Here is an 18,375-nt window from a genome sequence, read left to right on the forward strand (position 1 = left end):
TCTTTCTTTTTGCTTAAGTTTTGCGAATCTTTACTTTTGAATATGCAAAATCGCAAAATATGCTGTAATCAAAATGCATTGCGAATAGTAAAATAGTACGTAGTTATTTTTGATTTTTGAGCGGGTTCTGGCAGGGAGAAGAAATGATTGATAAAGAAACGCAACGTAGGCGTCAAGAAAATTTGGGTCTTGCAATAGCTTCAGGCAAACTTGAAGGCAATTCGCCTTCAAAAGAGTTTCTTTATGACGCAAATCAATATGCTAATGGTCTTATAAGTAGCAATGAATTTGTTGCTAGAATGCGTTCTAGATATGGCGTGATGGATTAAGTTATTGGGTTGTGTGTCGTGGAAACAGTTTTTGATCCTTATCTTATTCCTCACATAAGGGTATTGAAGAACAAATCTAATATAAATAATCAGATTGAATTAGATAAATATGAGAACGATGCTGTTCTCACAAGATGTTCTATTTTGTACGAAAACTTGCCACATGCTGAAGGAACTGTTAAGCAATTGCAGTGGATTCATCATTATCTTTTTCAGGATGTTTATGATTGGGCTGGTCAGATTCGTACTATAGACATGACTAAAGGCGGCGGCGAGCCGTTTCATCCGCTTGAATACATGGGCGTTGGGATTTGTTACTGCGAGCAAACGCTTAAAAATGATAATTTATTGCAGGGTTTATCTATTGATGCGTTTATTAGTAAACTAAGCGTAAATTATAATAATTTTAATGTTTTACATCCATTTCGTGAGGGCAATGGTAGAACACAGCGCGTTTTTTGGGATATAGTTGCGCGAGATGCTGGGTACCATTTTGATTGGGGATTAATAACTCAGCGCGTTAACGACGAAGCTTCAATCCAGGCTAAAGATGCTAACGATACGAAGCTTCTTGAGGATATGTTCCACATTATTACAAAGCCTTTGAATGTTGAGCTTTTAGCTCAGCAGCAGTTTGCACATCTTGTTGAAGAAGAATACGAATACGCTCCGAATGTGGCTAGTGTTTTGCAAGATAAGGATTACGCTGCGTATAAAACGCGTTACGGCATAGATTGAATTTAGCGTTTGAGTATTGCGAACGCCGAAACGAGTGACGTGATGTTGCTGATGTTGCCAATGCTTCCGATGTTTCTATAGCGCGTTTTTGCCAAAATGTCGGTATAGACGAATGTTTTTTGCTCTCTATGCCTTCATTTTGCCAAAATGTAGGTATAGAATAGACTTTTATATTAGTTATGCAATCATTTTGTGATAAATGCATTATTTGCGTATAGGCAAAGATATCGCAAGCAAGATATAGCAAGCAAAATATTGCAAGACATTACTACAAAATCTTCAATAACGTAAACGCAATAATGTAAATGCAATAACATAAATGGAGTCGCATTATGGATTACAAAACAATACGCAAAATAGTTGCAATGTCTAAAAGTAATGCAAAACCTTGTGATATTGCGGAAGAAGAGTATCGTTTGCGCATCGATAATCCAGTGACGTATCGTTCTGGAATCGTATTTGATGCGCATGAGATTTTTGCAATGTGTGTAACGGATCTTGTAACGTGCATGAATTATATTGCGAATACTGAAAAAGCGGTTGAAAAAGCGTGGAGCAGGTTACCGCGGTTTGCTCAGCGCGAGTATTTAATGCAACTTATTGCAAAAGAAGTGCAAAATACCAACATTATTGAAGGTGTTCACAGCACTAGAAAAGAGCTTTCCAAAGCACTTGATGCTGCAAACGAGCAGAATAAGCATACTCGTTTTAGTGAATTTACTAAACTTTTTCTTGAGCTTGTAGATTCAAATGAATGTGACACTTCAATTCCACAAACCTTGCAAGATATACGAAAAATCTACGACAGTATTATGCAGGGCGAATTAGAATCAGGCGATATTCCAGATGGTGAGATTTTTAGGAAGAAAAAAGTAAGCATTCGTGATGGTGCAAATAATGTAGTGTACGATGGCGATGCAACGGAAGCGGAAATTCAAGATCATTTAACGCAGATGTTGAGTTTGATGAATAGCAACGAAGTTCCAACGCTTATTAAGGCGTGCATGTGCCACTATGCTTTTGAGAGCGTGCATCCGTTTTACGATGGAAACGGCAGAACTGGGCGGTTTTTGCTTGCTTTGCAATTGCATGAGCAGCTTTCGATGCCAACAATTTTGAGCTTAAGCTCTATAATTTATGCAGAAAAATCTGGATACTATGCTGCTTTTTCTAAAGCTCAGGAGCTGTTTAATTGCAATGATTTAACTATGTTTTGTTGCACAATGTTGGAATATATTGTAAAAGCACAGGGTGAAGTGTTTGAGAATATTAATTTGCAATTAAAACACATTATTTACTGTATGGGTAAGCTGCGTGAGCTTTTCCCAGAGGAAGAAATTTCTAAAGTGCAGCGTGAAGTTCTGTCTATTTTGTTGCAAAATAAGCTTTTTTCGTATAATCCAACTCCGATGACTCGCAAGCAACTAAGCGAATACGTTGGCAATGCAATTGATGAGAAGATTGGTGAGAGAAAGATTGTGAGCGCGCTTAACAGTTTGATTGAGCTTGAGCTGGTTGATTCTATTGGCGAACGCCCTCTTCGGTATGAGCTTTCTAAAAAAGCGAATGAAATGTTTGCGTGAGGCAAGCGATGTTTTTGTGTGAGGAAAGTGATGTTTGGGAATGTAATGGCGATTGAGCGCGCGCTTGGCACGGGGATTATTATCTCTAGCAGCGTGCCGATTCCGCAGTGTGTGCAGAAGAAGATTCGTGCTTTTATTGAAGAGTATGAGCGTACACTTTCTAGGTTTCGTGCGGATTCGCTTGTTTCGCACATGGCTCGTGCGGAGCATGGCGGCGAGTTTGAGTTTCCAGCATGGGCTCAGCCTCTTTTTGCTCTTTATAGCGAGTTTTACGCTGCTACGCACGGTGCTTTCGACGCGTGCATTGGCGCAGATTTGCTTGCGCTTGGCTACAGCAATTCTGTTCACTTTATTCCGCAATCGGCAGCTGGCTCAGGTAAGAATGAGAATAGTAGCAGTGACAGTTGGTCTAACTATCGCCGCGCTTTGCAAGTTACGTGGTCAGATATTTCGCAAGGTGGCGGCGGCACAACGCTTTGCACAAATCAACCAGTGCAGCTTGATTTTGGTGCAGCTGGAAAAGGCTATTTTGTAGATCTTGTAACACAGATTATTAAAGAGGAGTTTAGCGGCGATTCGCTTTCGAATAGCGATTCGCATACGGATTTTGATTTTTTGGTTAACGCTGGCGGAGATATGCGCGCTTGTTTTAGCGAAGAGAATGATCAAATAAAAGTGGCTCTGGAAAATCCGTTTGACACAACTCAAGCAGTTGCAGTTGCATCAATCGCAAGCGGAGCATTGTGTGCGTCGTCTAGTGCAAGAAGGCGTTGGAAAGTAAAAGAAGCAAGTTGCTTAGGTAAAGATGCAAGTGGCTTTGAGTCTAATTTAATTGCGACTCACTTGATTAATGCGCTTGATGGCATTCCTGCTTGCGATTTATGCGCAAGCTGGGCGTATGTGCCTAGCAAAACTTGCGATTTTCCAACAGCTTACGCCGATGCGCTCGCAACTGCGTTGTTTGTATCGCAAGAAAGCGATTTGCAAAAAATCGTGCAAACTACCAGTGCTGAGTTTGCTGTAATCTCGCCAAATCATGCGCTTCGCAAAACGCGCGCATTCCCAGCGCACTTTTTTGCCGAATGATGCTGAATAATGCTGAATAATGCCAACTAATGCCCAATAATGACTATGCGAGCTAATTTGCCTGCAAGAATCGAAGCTAGGCTAAGCGATGCGAGTGGCGTTGCTGCTGATTGTGCGCGTTTACAGTAGAATATTAAAGAACGCTTATTTAATTATTGCGTAATATTGCGCTTGTTTAATTAGCTTATATATTGCGCATACGCTTGCACGAATTGCACGAATAGGGAGCAGCAAAATGGACACTCGCAAAGAAGAAGAACGCGCGGAATTACATCGCACGATTTGGAAGATTGCCGACGATTTGCGAGGTTCCGTTGATGGTTGGGACTTCAAAGCATACGTATTGTGCACAATGTTTTATCGCTATATTTCCGAGAATTTATGCGAGTTTATTAATAAGAACGAGCATGAATCTGAAGGCGGAGATCCAAACTTTGATTATGCAAAAATAAGCGATGAAGATGCAGAGCCTCTTCGCAGTGAGATGATTTCGGCTAAAGGCTTCTTTATACTTCCTAGCGAACTGTTTTGCAATGTGCTTAAGAACGCTCCTCAAGATAGCAATCTAAACGAAACATTAAGTCGTGTGTTCCGCAATATTGAAGCTTCTTCTCAAGGAACTGATTCGTCTGACGATTTTAAGGGATTATTCTCCGATTACGATGTGAATAACATTAAGCTTGCAGATACTGTTGAAGGCAGAAATAAGCGTTTTGTTAGGTTATTGCAAGTGATTAGTGAGATGAAGCTTGGCAGTGTAAACAACAACGTGATTGAGGCTTTTGGTGATGCTTACGAGTATTTGATGGGCTTGTATGCGTCGAACGCTGGCAAGTCTGGTGGCGAATACTTTACGCCTGCAGAAGTCTCAATGCTGCTCACGCGCCTTGGAACTGTTGGAAAATCAAGCATTTCAGACGTATACGATCCCGCGTGCGGCTCTGGGTCGCTTCTGCTAAAGGCCAAAAAAGTGCTTGGTATTGAAAATATTAATGGCGGTTTTTACGGTCAAGAAAAGAACGTTACTAGCTACAATTTGTGCCGCATGAACATGTTTTTGCACGATGTGAATTTTGATAAGTTTACTATTACGTGCGGCGATACCCTTATAAAACCGCTAATCGAGGATAATAAAAAGTTTGAGCTGGTTGTTTCTAATCCTCCTTATTCCACGAGTTGGGAGGGTGATTCTAATCCGTGTATGATTAACGATCCTCGTTTTGCTCCAGCTGGTGTGCTTGCTCCAAAAAGCAAGGCAGACATGGCGTTTGTGTTGCACTGTTTAGCGCATCTGGCGGAAGATGGTGCTGCTGCTATTGTTTGCTTCCCTGGAATCATGTACCGCGGCGGAGCTGAGCAAAAGATTCGCCAATATTTAGTTGAGCATAATGCTGTTGATTGCGTGATTCAACTTCCGAGCAACTTGTTCTTTGGTACTTCTATTGCTACGTGCATTATGGTTTTGCGCAAAAATAAGCGGAATGATACTTCTATATTGTTTGTTGATGCTAGTCGAGAGTTTGTAAAGTCAACGAATAGCAACAAGCTTTCGGACGAGAACATTGAGCAGATTGTTAAGTGGTACACTTCTAGGAAAGATGTGGAGCACATTGCACACGTTGCGTCTTTGGAAGAAGTGGAATCCAATAAATACAATCTTTCAGTTTCCACATATGTTGAAGCAGAAGATACTCGCGAGAAGATTAATATTACGGAGCTTAACGCGCAGATTGCGTCGGTTTGCGCTCGCGAGCAAGAGTTACGCGAACAGATTGAGAAGATTGTAAGCGAGATTGAAGCTGGCAGCGTTAACTTTGATAATAGCGAGGTGGCTCAATGACTAGTAGGCTTGAGGATTTAATCGCTGAGCTTTGCCCGAATGGTGTGGAGTATAAGAAAATTGGCGATATTAAAAAAGATAAAGCAATTAGGCTTATATCTCCGAGTCTGAAAATTAAATCGAACGATTACAAAAATGAGGGTTCTGTTCCAATAATCTCGCAGGAATTAGAGTTTATTTCTGGATATTCAGATGTGTCTGATCCAAATATTCCTAATTCAGAATATGTATGTTTCGGCGACCATAGTGAGCATATAAAATACGTTAATTTTGCTTTTGTGCAAGGCGCAGATGGACTTAAAATTATTTCCGTTAATAATGAAGTTATGCTAGCTAAGTATTTTTATTATGCTATATCAAATTATTATGTTAAGCATAATAATTATGAACGTCACTTCAAATATTTGATAGATACTGAAATCCCAGTGCCGCCGCTTGAGGTTCAATCGGAGATTGTGCGGATTTTAGACACATTTACAGAGCTTACAGCAGAGCTTACAGCAGAGCTTACAGCTCGTAAAAAGCAGTACGAGTACTATCGAGATACCTTGCTTACATTTGACGATAATAATCCTCTACACTCGCTTATCTCACGCTACTGCCCAAACGGCGTGGAGTATAAAGCTTTAGAGTATGTTGCATCATATTCTAAAAATCGCATTGATTCGCAGATTCTTGATGAACGTAATTATGTTGGTGTTGAAAATCTATTACAAAACAAGCAGGGAAAAACGCTAGCTAATTCTATACCTAAAGAAAGTAAAGCTATTTGTTTTTCTATAGGTGATGTACTTATTGGTAATATAAGACCATATCTTAAGAAAATATGGTTTGCTGATTGTGTTGGTGGAACTAACGGTGATGTTTTAGTTATTCATATTCACGATAAAAACGTTATTAGTCCTAGATTTTTATATCATATTTTAAGCTCTGAGCGGTTTTTCTTATATGATGTTCGCAATTCGAAAGGCGCGAAGATGCCTAGAGGCGATAAGAAAGCTGTAATGCAATTTGAAATCCCTGTTCCACCTCTTGAAGTACAGCATCAAATCGTACAAATTCTGGATCGTTTTGACGCACTTTGCAATGATTTAACTCAAGGATTGCCTGCAGAAATCGAAGCTCGTCGCAAGCAATACGAGTACTATCGCGATCAACTCCTAACCTTCAAACGTGCATAATAGAAAAATGTGAGTAAGAGTAAGAAAGAAGGAAGCAAAATGAAAATTGTGTTAGAGAATCAAGATAGCACTGTAATGTCTACGTTCACGCCGAGTGAGCGAAACGACGGAAGCTATCAAAGCGAAGCACAACTCGAAGAAGAGTTCATTAACATTTTGCAATCCCAAGGCTACGAGTACGCTCACATTCACAACGAGAAAGATCTTATAGCAAATCTTCGAGTGCAAATCGAAAAGCTCAACGACTACCATTTTTCAGATGGCGAGTGGGAAAGATTTTTCAAAGAAAATATTGCAAACAGCACTGACGATATAGTTAAGAAAACAGATACTATTCAGCGAGATAACGTTAAAATACTCAAAAAAGATGACGGCGTAGATAAGAACATTACTATTATTGACAAAGAAAATATTCACAAGAATATTGTGCAAGTAATCAACCAATATGCTGTTAACGCAAACGATAATGCAAACAATAATGATGCAAATGGCCCTGCGCGTAGCAATCGTTACGATGTGACTGTTCTAGTAAACGGCTTGCCGATGGTTCATATTGAGCTAAAGCGCAGAGGTGTGCCTATTAGAGAAGCGTTCAATCAGATTAACCGTTATGCTCGCGACTCATTTTGGGCTGGAAGCGGACTATTTGGATACGTGCAAATTTTCGTAATCTCAAACGGCACTGAAACAAAGTATTACTCCAACTCAACTCGCAATAATGCGTACAACGAGCAGAAAAGTAAAGGATCTAGCAAAAGCACAACAAGTAACAGTTTTGAATTTACAAACTATTGGTCCGATGCTCAAAACACTATAATCTCCGACTTATGCGATTTTGCTAAAACCTTCTTTGCAAAGCACGTAATTCTTAACATTCTCACAAAATATTGCGTTTTTAATGCAGAAGATTGCTTGATGGTTATGCGTCCATACCAGATTACTGCAGCAGAAAACATAGTGAATCGCGTAAAATACATGTTTGCTAATGCGAGCAAAATGCCGGCAGCAGAGCGTCAAAAGGGCGGATATATTTGGCATACTACTGGATCTGGTAAAACGCTAACTAGCTTCAAAACATCGCAGCTAGTAAAAGCTTTGAAAGACGCAGAAGGCAATAATCTTGTTGACAAAGTTTTGTTTGTTGTAGACCGTAAAGATCTTGACTATCAAACAATGAGAGAATACGACAGGTTTGAAAAAGGAGCCGCAAATAGTAACACTTCAACAGCTGTGCTTACAAAACAGCTAGAAGACAATACGGAAGAATGCAGGCTTATTATAACCACTATTCAAAAGCTTAGTAAATTTATAAGCAACAACCCAAGTCATGAAATTTACAAAAAGCGCATAGTGTTTATTTTTGACGAATGCCACAGAAGCCAGTTTGGAGGCATGCATGCAGATATTGTAAAACACTTTAAAAATGCTCTGCTTTTTGGGTTTACTGGCACGCCAATTTTTGAAGCGAACGCTGCTGGCTCCGACGCTGCGCATCTTTCCACAACCGAGCAAACCTTTGGACCGTGCTTGCATACGTACACAATCATTAACGCGATTAACGATAAAAACGTGTTGCCATTCCGCGTGGAATACGTTGCTACTGTAAAAACGTCGAGCGAGCTGGAAAAAGCAACCGACGAATTGGTTAAAGATATTAATCGACCAGATGTAATTAGGCATAAAGATCGCGTGCATAATGTTGTTCAATACATTATTGAGCATTTTACTCAAAAAACGTATCGCAACGAGAAGACTTACAAATACAAGCGCATTATTAACGTTAAAGAACTTGCTGCAGATAAGCATAATACTTTAGAGACTAAAAAATCTTCTGAAGAAGTTGACATAAACGGCTTTAATTCAATCTTTGCTGTTGCAGACATTCCTCTTGCAAAAGCGTATTACAACGAGTTCAAAAAGCAGCAGCAAAATCTGCCTCCAAGCGAACGCTTAAAAGTAGCAACTATTTTCAGCTATGCAGTAAACGAGGGTGAGTCAGATTCTTCGGCGTACGCCAACGGCATGGGTTCTCTTGGAGAAGAAAATTCCGAAAGTACTGCAAAGTTAGACGCAAATTCGCAAGAATTCTTGGAAAGCGCAATAAAAGACTATAACGAAATGTTTAATACTACTTACGATGCGTCAAATAACAAATTCCAAAACTATTACAAAGATGTTTCAATTCGCATGAAAAATAAGGAAATTGACGTTTTGATTGTAGTCAACATGTTTCTAACTGGTTTTGATGCAACAACTTTGAACACGCTTTGGGTAGATAAAAATCTTCGCATGCACGGGCTTATTCAAGCGTTTTCGCGCACAAATCGAATCTTAAACTCCGTTAAAACATTCGGAAACATTGTGTGCTTTAGGGATTTGAGTTATAGAGTTGACGAAGCGGTAGCTCTTTTTGGAGATAAAGATGCGCAAGGTATTGTGCTTTGCCCTACGTTTGAGCAGATTTACAACGGTTATATTGACGCTAAAGGAATTGAGCGCTGTGGATACAGTGATCTAGTAAATGAGCTTATGGAAAAGTATCCGCTACAAGGATTCAACATTGTTGGAGAAGAGAATCAGAAAAAGTTTATATCGCTTTTTAGCAATATTTTGCGCTTGCGTAACATGCTGAAAGCTTTTGATCAATTCAAAGGCAAAGAGATAATCAAAGAGCGCGATATGCAAGATTACTTGGGGCATTACCAGGATTTGCATGAAGAGTGGAAGCGCAAAGAGCAAAAAGGCGAGATTGCAGACATTACAGATGACGTTGTGTTTGAGATGGAGCTTGTGCGCCAAGTAGAAGTAAATATTGACTACATTTTGATGCTAGTAGAACATTATCATAGCAAGCATTGTAAAGATAAAAATGTTCTTGCCTCTATTAGGGTTGCGGTTGACTCTAGCCCGCAGTTGCGTAGTAAAAAGAAGCTTATTGAAGGGTTTATTGCGCAGCTTAACGAGAATGAGCTTGATAAGCTTGTGGATTCTGAAGGTAACATTACCGTTTACGATTCTAACGGCAACAAGTTGAGCATTGTAGATTGCTGGAGCGAGTATGTTGAGAAAAAGTATAATCATGATTTGGAGCAACTCGTGCAAAGCGAAGGATTAAACGATGCTTTGACTCGCAAGTTTATGGAGAAATCTTTTAGTGCTGGCGAAGTAAGTGAGCTTGGTACAGACATTAATGATTTAATGCCTAGAATGAGCAGATTTGGCGCTGCGGCTAAGGCGCGCGCTGAGAAGAAAAGTCGCATTGTAGAAAGTATGAGAAACATGTTTAATGAGTTTGTTGGGCTTATTGGCTTTTCTCAATACGATTCGCAAAAAGATTGATAATTATCGTTATCAATATCATTTTTGTAATATTTGCGAGTTTTTTGCGCCGAACTATATCAATCTACATGATATGTCGATATTATGTACCTGTGGGGCCTTTGTAATGGCAAGTTTTAGTTGGGTGCGCTCAATTTGGGGTAGAGCGCGTAGATATGCAGGAAATGCGTTAACGCAAAAGGCGTAAAACGCGTGAGAAGTGCGGAATCGCAAGAAGACGCGGAAGAACGCGAGGAGATGTTATGCGCGCGTATGTAAAAGTGCGCCGAATTATTCGTGACTCGGCTGCACTGATTCTGGCTGTGTGCATGTTGGTGGGTTGCATAGTGAGCTCGTTTGCTACAACTATTCCAGCTTTTGCAACAGATGCAGATCGTTCGTATACTAGCTGGACAGAAGTTTCTAAAGCAATCGACAAAGAATTGCTACAAGGTCAATCAGAATACAATAGTGGCAACAATTCTGGAGCTGCAACTCGATTTGAAGCAGCATACAATTCCGTTTATGTTGCTTCTAACATGATTACGGTTGTGCGAGATGCAATTGGGCAGAATAAAGTTCAGGCACAAACTGATCAATTCCAGCAGCTGCAAACGCTTGTATACCAGCAAAATCAAGGTTCACAAATAAGTGCTGTTTCAACGGCTCTTTCAGTGGATGTTGCACAAACTGCATCTAGTCTCGATGCCAACTTAAAAGTGGATAAGCCAAATGTTTATGCACAAAAGTTGCGTGCGCAAATTAAAGCAGAGCGCAAAAAGCTAGATGCTGCAAAAAAGAAAAACCTTGGACGTAATGGTCGTACGTGGGGTCAAGTTGCTCGAGAAATGAACGTTATTCTCGACAAATCTGTTGCAAAATACAAGTCTGCAAAAGGTAATAAAACTCAAGTAGCAACAGCAGTTGATTTAATTAACGAAGCCTATTACCAGTATTACGAAAAGCTCGGTTTTGAAAAGAACGTAATGAACGCAATAAGTGGTAGTCGCGTTTCGACTGTCGAATATCAATTCAAAGAGTGCCGCCAAACAATGAACAACGGTGCAACTGTTGAGCAAGCTAAAAAGTTCGTAACGGATCTTAAAGCGATGCTTATTGAAGACGCAGCAAAATTAGACAAAGGTGCATCTTCAAGCGCAAATCCATTTATGCAATTCATAACTAGCTCATTTGGTCAAGCTTTCGTGATTTTGCTTCGTGAAGGTTTGGAAGCGCTGCTAGTTGTTGCAGCAATTATTGCATACCTTGTTAAATCCGGTCACAAGAATATGGTGAAGTATATTTACCTAGGTATTGCGGCTGGAATTGTGGCATCTCTTGCTGTAGCTGCACTATTCGGCTTGCTATTTAATGGCTCTGGTCCGCAGCAGGAGATTACAGAAGGCGTTGTTGCATTGTTCGCAATGCTTATGCTGCTTTACACGAGTAACTGGATGATTTCTAGATCTTCAGTGCAAGCATGGAATAAGTATATTAGTGAGCAAACAACGGCAGCAGTTTCTAAGGGAAGCTTGGTTTCTTTAGCGTTATTGAGTTTCCTTGCGGTGTTCCGCGAAGGTGCTGAAACTGTAATCTTCTATCAAGCAATCTTTGCAGTTTCAAACGGAGCTGACTCTATGATTTGGGGAGGCTTCATTTCCGCTGCTGCAGTTCTTGTAGTGATATTCTTGCTGATTCGTTTCGCATCTGTGCACATACCAATTCGCCCATTCTTTACTGGAACAAGTGCTCTTATGTCTGTTCTCGTAGTGATTTTTGCAGGCGGTGGTGTGCACGCGTTAATCGAGGGCGATGCTCTCGAAGGAATGTATATTCAAGGCTTGCCAACTAACGATTGGCTTGGGTTCTATCCGTATGTTGAGACGATTGTTGCTCAAATTGTGGCAGCAATTGTTGTGATTTCATTGCTTTGCGTATCTATTGCGCGAAGTCGTGAGAAACGCGCGATAGAAAATAAATAAGCAAAACAACAAATAACCAACTAATAAATAATTAATAAACAACCAATAACAACAATTAAATAAAAATAACTAACAACAAACACAGAAGGTTAGATATGAAGAATAATAAAATGACAGCAATTGCAGCTTTAGCTCTTGCTGGACTGCTTGCGCTCGCTGGATGCGGTTCCAATGGCAATTCAGCTAAAACTGATGCTAAGTCACAAGCAACCGAGCAGAAGGCTGATAACAAGTCTGATGACAAGGGCGGCGATAAGGGCTTTGAGGAGGTTCCAGTTGGTCCTCACCAAGATCAGAACATTGGACCTCTTACTATTGGTGCCGTGTACTTCCAGCCAGTGGACATGGTTCCAGCTGGTATGGGCTTGAAGGCAAGCGAAGCAAGCTTCCACCTTGAAGCCGATATCCACGCTAACCAAAAAGGTACAAAGCTTGGCTACGGTAAGGGCGAGTTCATTCCAGATTTGACTGTGAATTATGAGATTGTCGATAAGGCAAGCGGCGAATCCGTTGGTAAGGGCACGTTTATGCAGATGAACGCTTCCGATGGTCCTCACTACGGTGCAAACGTTAAGCTTGACAAAGCTGGAAATTACAAGCTCGTGCTTTCTATTGAATCCCCAGAAAAGAAGGGTTGGATGCTTCACGTCGATCCTGCTACCGGCGTAACCGGTCGCTTCTGGACTGAGCCAATTAAGGCAACCTTCGACGATTGGAAGTACACTCCTCGTCAATGGTAGTGATAGCTAGTTAATAATTAGCGATTAATTAATAATTTTAGTAAATAATAAGTAATAGCAAAGGAGGGAGTTATGCTCAGACTGTTTGTGGCAGTTATGCCTGGGCTGCTCCCTCTTGCGCTACTCACAATGGGATTAAGCACATCGCTTACTGTTGGCGAGGGGCGAGATAAGCCTCTGAGTGCACGTTGGAGATTGTATGGGCTGTCTGCAGGCACAGTCGCAGCTCTTATTTTTGCTATACTCCGCGCATCTGTGGTAATTAATCAGCGAAACTTTATTAATATGCCGGCGTTGTGCATTGCAGTTCCGCTTGATATTGCTGCAATTATTGTGGTTATTTTTTCACACAAAATAATAAAAAATTGGCGTAATTGCCCGCTTTTAATGCACGTAAGTAACGCGATTGGTGCATGTTGCTTAGCGTTTACTGTGTTTTATGCTTTACCAGATGTTATTTTGCAGCTTACTATTTTCGTAGATTCAAGCACTCCGCCTTTTACATCAGACATGTTACTTCGCGCGCTTGGTTTTGTGCTTGGTGTTATTGCTGCTATCTGCTTAAGTCTTATGGTGCGTTCTTTGCGCACTGCATCTAACGCGATTTGCTTCAAAATTGCTGTAGTTTTAAGCATGATTATTCTGCTAGTGCAACACATAACTTCACTTTTGCAGATTATGCAAGGAAGCATTCTGCTTTATATGGATGACTTTTCTTTCAGCGTGCTTGTTTGGCTAATTAATAATGCTCCGTTAATGATTATGGCGCAAATTAGCGTGTTCATGATTCCTGCTGCTGCGTCCGTAATAATCGGCTTTAAAACGGCTGTAGTTGGTGAAAATGCAGCAGAAATTCGCACGAAGCGAGCGTTTAAAAGGAAATCTCGGAAGTCTGCGCTCGCAGCTCTTTTGGCTGCTATCACAGTAATACTTACGCTTACTGTAGGCGTATCTATTATGAATATTAAACCAACTCTTACTCCTCCAGAACCGTATGAATTGCACGATGGTGTTGCAACTATTAATTACGTTCAAGTTTCAGATGGTCATTTGCATCGTTTCCAATACAAAGCAAAAGACGGCACTGTTATGCGTTTTATAATCATTAAAAAGAATGGTGGAGCGTATGGCGTTGGATTGGATGCTTGCGAAAACTGCGGCGATGCAGGCTACTATGAAAAAGACGGTAAGATTATTTGCCGTAAGTGCGATGTGGCAATTAATTTGGCAACTATCGGTTTTAAAGGTGGTTGCAATCCGATTCCGTTCCCGTATAAGGCTGGGCATGGCAAAATCACAATTCATACTGCTGATTTAGACGTGCTCAGTTCGCATTTTAAGTAAGGGAGAGTTGCTATGTTTATGATGCGCATGGTTGCTCGATCTCTTGTGCGGCAATTGAAAAAGCGTGTGTTGATTGCGCTCGTAGTGTGCTTAAGTGCGTGCGTTAGCGTGTCAATGCTTAGCGTTGTGTATGACGTTGGAGACAAAATTAACGCAGAGCTGAGTTCATATGGTTCAAATATTGTGGTTCAGCCAAAATCTAGCGCTGTTGTAAATGATTTGTATGCTTCTCGAGAGCAGATTGATACTAATGGTTCTGAGAGTTTAAAGGCTGCGGAAAGCCACGAGTCTACTGCTTCGCTAAAAGAATCTGATGCTGCAAAAATAAAAATGATTTTCTGGGCGTTTAATATCACTAATTTTGCGCCGAAAATAACTGTTCATGCAAATCTTGAAGCGAAATCTTCTGGCGATTTGGTAGTGCCTATTGTTGGAACTTGGTTTAATCGCAAGCTTGCGCTGGCTTCTGGTGAAACAACGGTTGTTGGTGTTAGAGGTTTGCGCTCTTGGTGGAAGATTAATGCAGGTCGTTGGGCAAAAGATAATAAATCTGAAGCAATGGTAGGTGTGCAGCTAGCTGATCGTTTGCACTTAAAACTTGGCCAGCGTTTGCGTTTGATTCGTGACGGACGCGAGGTTTCGTTGCGCTTGGTTGGCGTATACGATTCTGGCGACGACGACAATAACGCAATTTACGCAAGTTCTAGTGACGCTCAAAACCTTGCAAATAAGCCGAATAAGGTTGATTCGATTGAAGTAAAGGCGCTTACTACTCCTGAAAATGATTTAGCGCGAAAGGCTGCTAAAAATCCGGCAGCACTCAGCCAGGAAGAGTGGGAAACTTGGTATTGCACTGCTTACCCGAGTTCGATTACTTACCAAATTGAGGAGGTAATTCCTGGAGCTGTTGCAAAGCAGGTTCGTCAAGTTGCGGCGTTGCAGGGTAACGTATTAAATAAGACGCGTGCTGTTATGGTTTTGATGACTGCGTTGAGTTTAATTGCTGCGGCTGTTGCTGTGGCGAATCTTATGGCTGCTTCAATTTCTGAGCGTTCTGGCGAGCTTGCATTGCTTAAGGCTTTGGGTGCGCGTGATGGTGCTGTTGCTCGTCTTATGCTTATGGAAACTGCGGTTATTGCGTTTGGTGGAGCGTTACTTGGCATGGCTTTAGGATTTGCTGTTGCGCAGATTATTGGTTTCACAGTGTTTGGCTCTTCGATTTTGTTCCGACCAATGGTATTTGTTCTGGTGTTCGTGCTGCTTGCGTTGACTGTGCTTGCGGCTGCAGGCTCGTCGATTCGTTCGATTTTGAGTGTGCGTCCTGCGGAGGTGCTTCATGGCAGGTAAATCTTATATGACTTCCAACAATTCTATGTTTATTACCATGCTATTTAGCGCGGTATTTCGTAGAAAATCGCGTGCTTTGATGGCTGTTATTGCAACGCTTGTTGGTGCTGCTACGCTGTTTTGTTTAGCTGCAATCTGCCTGGTTGTGCCTCAGCAAATGAGCGATGAAATGCGTGCTTATGGAGCGAATATTATCGTAACTCCAATTGAGGGCGAGTGGAAAAACGGTATTGATCGCGCGATGGTTTTGCACACAAACGATATGGTTCTTGCAAAAGGTGCTATGCGATCTGCTACATATCGTTACGAAAACGTGCGTATTAACGCAGCTCCGTATGTTTTAGCAGGAATAGACGTTCGTTCAGTAAAGTCGCTTAATAAGCATTGGAATGTAGACGGCTCTTGGCCTAGCAGTGGAAATGTTATGGTTGGGCGGGATGTAGCTCTTGCGATGGGTTTAAAAATAGGCTCTCGTATTGCGATTGCGTATAGATCTTCGGATAATACTGCCGGCTCGCATAAGCCAGCAGAGAAGTCTGCAAATAAGTCTGCAAGTGAATCTGCAAATAAGTCTACAAATCAGTCTGTAGAGAAGCCAGCAGAGAATCAAGCGCAAAATTCTGCTGCAAATTCTTCAGATCAGTCTGCGCAAAATTCATCTCAACAAAAGCTCGTTGAAGGCAGAGTCTCAACGGATATTATGGATACTCACGGCACAACTTTCCGCGTTTGTGGCATTTTGGATACAGGCGGTGCAGAGGATTCTATGCTATATGCGCTAAACGCAGATGTAAATTCTCTTACGGGAGTTAAGCGTGGAGCAGATGTAATTGCTTACTCGTCTTCTTCACCTAGCGTTGATGCGGTTGTGAGAAGTATTAACGACATGACTTCTATGCGCGTGCGCGCTCAGCAAGTTACTAAAGTTACTGCTGCTGACACTGGTATTATCACTATGCTTCGCAGCCTGTTCTGCATTGTATCGCTAGTTGTTCTAGTATTGATGATGGTTGGCGTGAGCACTACGATTTCTTCGATTGTGCAGCAGCGTCGAAATGAAATTGGTTTGCGCAAAGCTTTGGGTGCGAGCGCACGGAGTATTGGCGTGGAGTTTACTGCTGAAGCTGGATTATATGGCTTCGTTGGCGGTATTGCTGGTACGGCAGTAGGGTATGTGTTTGCGCGTTTACTTGCGGCAATGGTGTTCTCGAGAGATTTGGGCGTGAATTGGTGGCTAGTCGTGTTCTCTATTGTATTTAGCGTTGCTGCGTCTTGCGTTGCTGCGTTGCCGCCTGTTTTGCGTGCTTCAAAAATTGACCCTGCGATTGTACTTCGGGAAGAATAGTTTTAAGCGTAAATTTAGAGATTGTTTAAGATTTGAGTTAAGGATTTAATATGACAGAGAATATAGAAAATAAGTTAGATAGCGCGGAGTCTAAGTCAAAAATGCTGTTGACTTTGGATCATATTTCCAAGATTTACGGCTCTCTTCGTGCGGTTGACGATTTGTCGCTTACTGTGCCAGAAGGTGAGTGGCTTTCTATTGTTGGCTCCAGTGGCTCTGGCAAAACAACACTCATGAACATTATTGGCTGCATGGATTCGCCGTCCAAGGGTTCCGTGTCTTTGCAAGGCCGCAAACTTGAGGATTTGAACGCAGGTCAGCTTGCAGACGTTCGTAAAAACGTAATCGGCTTAGTTTTTCAAAAGTTTTATCTTGTGCCGCATTTAACGGCAGTTGAAAACGTGATGGTTGCGCAATACTATCATTCGGTTGTTGACGAAGCTCAAGCAATGGATGCTTTGGATCGCGTGGGTTTAAAGGATCGCGCTCACCATTTGCCAAGCCAGCTTTCTGGTGGCGAGCAGCAGCGTGTTTGCGTTGCTCGTGCGCTTATTAACTGCCCTAAGTTGCTTCTTGCGGATGAGCCGACTGGCAATTTGGATGAAAAAAATGAGCAGATTGTGCTCGACTTGTTTAAGCAGCTACACAAGCAAGGCACGACGATTATTGTTGTAACTCACGATTCTTTGGTAGCTCAATGCGCGGATCGCGAAATTATGCTTAATCACGGTGTGCTTGTTGGTGAGCGCTGGAATAATGAGGATGCGCGTAAAGTATACGAGGCGATTGGCGGCAAGCCTGCGTTTACGAGTGCTCACGTTGATGAAAGCGTTGCGGAAGCTTTGCAAGACCATGAGCCTACTAAGTCGCCTAAATTAGCGAATTTAGATGATTAGTTGCGCAAGGTTTTAAAATATACAAGATTTAAAGGCGATGATTTTATGGTTTCAGATAATATGTTTCACGATGTTTCACGCGACGATTTGAAATCCAAAAAAGTTACGAAAACCGTTGCTGCGCTTGCGATTGTAGCTGCATCGTCCGCTATGTTTTCTGCTTGCGGCGAGCCGAGCGCTGTGCCGATGAACGATGAGTTTGCTGGCAATTCTGGTCAAAGCGCGGATGATGGTGGTAATCCTTCTGGAAAGTACGATGCTGGTGCTCAGCAATCTAAATCTTCTGCGCAAAGTGAGGATTCTCAGAACCAGCAGAATCAGCCTAAAACAGACACTGGCAATTACAAAGATGGCGACTATAAAGTCAAAGCTACGTATGGTCCGGTTGCAGAAGACAGTTTTGATGTGCGCTTAAGTGTTGCAAATGGAAATGTTAGCGATGTGCAAATGACGCTTCATCCGTTTACGCCGATTTCAAGAGGCCATATGGATGCATTCTCAAAGGCTATTCCAGGAAAAATCGTTGGAAAACCGTTGAAAGATTTGCATATTTCGGTTGTTGCTGGAGCAAGTTGGACTAGCGATGCCTTCAACAAAGCACTTGACGTTGCTCGCCAAGAGGCTTCAATTCAATCCGCAAAATAAT

The 18,375-nt window shown here is 41.7% G+C and carries 14 protein-coding genes; all 14 read left to right on the forward strand.

The genetic code is table 11. The annotated features are described in order from the left end of the window. Positions 1-143: 143 nt before the first annotated feature. Complete coding sequence (locus HXT44_RS00575) at positions 144-329, forward strand: antitoxin VbhA family protein (RefSeq protein ID WP_012913757.1); 186 nt, start codon at positions 144-146, stop codon at positions 327-329. Between the two features lie 18 nt (positions 330-347). Next, positions 348-1,067 carry a Fic/DOC family protein gene (locus tag HXT44_RS00580; RefSeq protein ID WP_076002581.1) on the forward strand — a complete coding sequence of 240 codons (720 nt, stop codon included), beginning with the start codon at positions 348-350 and terminating at the stop codon, positions 1,065-1,067. Between the two features lie 332 nt (positions 1,068-1,399). Continuing rightward, entirely contained in the window at positions 1,400-2,650 is a 1,251-nt protein-coding gene (locus tag HXT44_RS00585; RefSeq protein ID WP_421782933.1) for a Fic family protein, read from the forward strand. 45 nt (positions 2,651-2,695) lie between these two features. Then, positions 2,696-3,736, forward strand: a complete 1,041-nt coding sequence (locus tag HXT44_RS00590) for an FAD:protein FMN transferase (RefSeq protein WP_421783233.1) — start codon at positions 2,696-2,698, stop codon at positions 3,734-3,736. A 235-nt stretch (positions 3,737-3,971) separates the two neighbouring features. Next, complete coding sequence (locus tag HXT44_RS00595) at positions 3,972-5,576, forward strand: type I restriction-modification system subunit M (RefSeq protein ID WP_421782935.1); 1,605 nt, start codon at positions 3,972-3,974, stop codon at positions 5,574-5,576. Further along, positions 5,573-6,757, forward strand: a complete 1,185-nt coding sequence (locus HXT44_RS00600; protein WP_421782937.1) for a restriction endonuclease subunit S — start codon at positions 5,573-5,575, stop codon at positions 6,755-6,757. The genes HXT44_RS00595 and HXT44_RS00600 overlap by 4 nt, the downstream gene beginning before the upstream one ends. A 39-nt stretch (positions 6,758-6,796) precedes the next feature. After that, complete coding sequence (locus HXT44_RS00605) at positions 6,797-10,096, forward strand: type I restriction endonuclease subunit R (RefSeq protein WP_421782939.1); 3,300 nt, start codon at positions 6,797-6,799, stop codon at positions 10,094-10,096. A 242-nt stretch (positions 10,097-10,338) separates the two neighbouring features. After that, entirely contained in the window at positions 10,339-12,057 is a 1,719-nt protein-coding gene (locus HXT44_RS00610) for an FTR1 family iron permease (protein WP_119504612.1), read from the forward strand. Positions 12,058-12,152: 95 nt separating this feature from the next. After that, positions 12,153-12,797: an iron transporter gene (locus HXT44_RS00615; RefSeq protein WP_119504611.1), complete on the forward strand. Its 645-nt coding sequence runs from the start codon at positions 12,153-12,155 to the stop codon at positions 12,795-12,797. Positions 12,798-12,869: 72 nt separating this feature from the next. Further along, entirely contained in the window at positions 12,870-14,141 is a 1,272-nt protein-coding gene (locus HXT44_RS00620; protein ID WP_119504610.1) for a DUF2318 domain-containing protein, read from the forward strand. Between the two features lie 12 nt (positions 14,142-14,153). Further along, the gene (locus HXT44_RS00625) at positions 14,154-15,488 is read left to right on the forward strand and encodes an ABC transporter permease (RefSeq protein ID WP_119504609.1); all 1,335 of its coding nucleotides are present in this window, start codon (positions 14,154-14,156) and stop codon (positions 15,486-15,488) included. After that, entirely contained in the window at positions 15,478-16,833 is a 1,356-nt protein-coding gene (locus HXT44_RS00630) for an FtsX-like permease family protein (protein ID WP_174182688.1), read from the forward strand. The genes HXT44_RS00625 and HXT44_RS00630 overlap by 11 nt, the downstream gene beginning before the upstream one ends. 50 nt (positions 16,834-16,883) lie before the next feature. Further along, positions 16,884-17,729, forward strand: a complete 846-nt coding sequence (locus HXT44_RS00635; protein WP_082915431.1) for an ABC transporter ATP-binding protein — start codon at positions 16,884-16,886, stop codon at positions 17,727-17,729. Between the two features lie 45 nt (positions 17,730-17,774). After that, positions 17,775-18,374: an FMN-binding protein gene (locus tag HXT44_RS00640; RefSeq protein ID WP_064621414.1), complete on the forward strand. Its 600-nt coding sequence runs from the start codon at positions 17,775-17,777 to the stop codon at positions 18,372-18,374. Position 18,375 lies beyond the last annotated feature (1 nt).

The sequence above is a fragment of the Gardnerella sp. DNF01198P genome, assembly GCF_049244165.1.
GTDB classification, from domain to species: domain Bacteria; phylum Actinomycetota; class Actinomycetes; order Actinomycetales; family Bifidobacteriaceae; genus Bifidobacterium; species Bifidobacterium swidsinskii.

Excerpts from the sequence above, each read along its gene's own strand:
- HXT44_RS00615 (WP_119504611.1), top strand. The coding sequence starts at position 12,153 with ATGAAGAATAATAAAATGACAGCAATTGCAGCTTTAGCTCTTGCTGGA.
- HXT44_RS00605 (WP_421782939.1), top strand. The coding sequence starts at position 6,797 with ATGAAAATTGTGTTAGAGAATCAAGATAGCACTGTAATGTCTACGTTC.
- HXT44_RS00595 (WP_421782935.1), top strand. The coding sequence starts at position 3,972 with ATGGACACTCGCAAAGAAGAAGAACGCGCGGAATTACATCGCACGATT.
- HXT44_RS00600 (WP_421782937.1), top strand. The coding sequence starts at position 5,573 with ATGACTAGTAGGCTTGAGGATTTAATCGCTGAGCTTTGCCCGAATGGT.
- HXT44_RS00620 (WP_119504610.1), top strand. The coding sequence starts at position 12,870 with ATGCTCAGACTGTTTGTGGCAGTTATGCCTGGGCTGCTCCCTCTTGCG.
- HXT44_RS00575 (WP_012913757.1), top strand. The coding sequence starts at position 144 with ATGATTGATAAAGAAACGCAACGTAGGCGTCAAGAAAATTTGGGTCTT.
- HXT44_RS00635 (WP_082915431.1), top strand. The coding sequence starts at position 16,884 with ATGACAGAGAATATAGAAAATAAGTTAGATAGCGCGGAGTCTAAGTCA.
- HXT44_RS00590 (WP_421783233.1), top strand. The coding sequence starts at position 2,696 with ATGGCGATTGAGCGCGCGCTTGGCACGGGGATTATTATCTCTAGCAGC.
- HXT44_RS00585 (WP_421782933.1), top strand. The coding sequence starts at position 1,400 with ATGGATTACAAAACAATACGCAAAATAGTTGCAATGTCTAAAAGTAAT.
- HXT44_RS00610 (WP_119504612.1), top strand. The coding sequence starts at position 10,339 with ATGCGCGCGTATGTAAAAGTGCGCCGAATTATTCGTGACTCGGCTGCA.
- HXT44_RS00625 (WP_119504609.1), top strand. The coding sequence starts at position 14,154 with ATGTTTATGATGCGCATGGTTGCTCGATCTCTTGTGCGGCAATTGAAA.
- HXT44_RS00640 (WP_064621414.1), top strand. The coding sequence starts at position 17,775 with ATGGTTTCAGATAATATGTTTCACGATGTTTCACGCGACGATTTGAAA.
- HXT44_RS00630 (WP_174182688.1), top strand. The coding sequence starts at position 15,478 with ATGGCAGGTAAATCTTATATGACTTCCAACAATTCTATGTTTATTACC.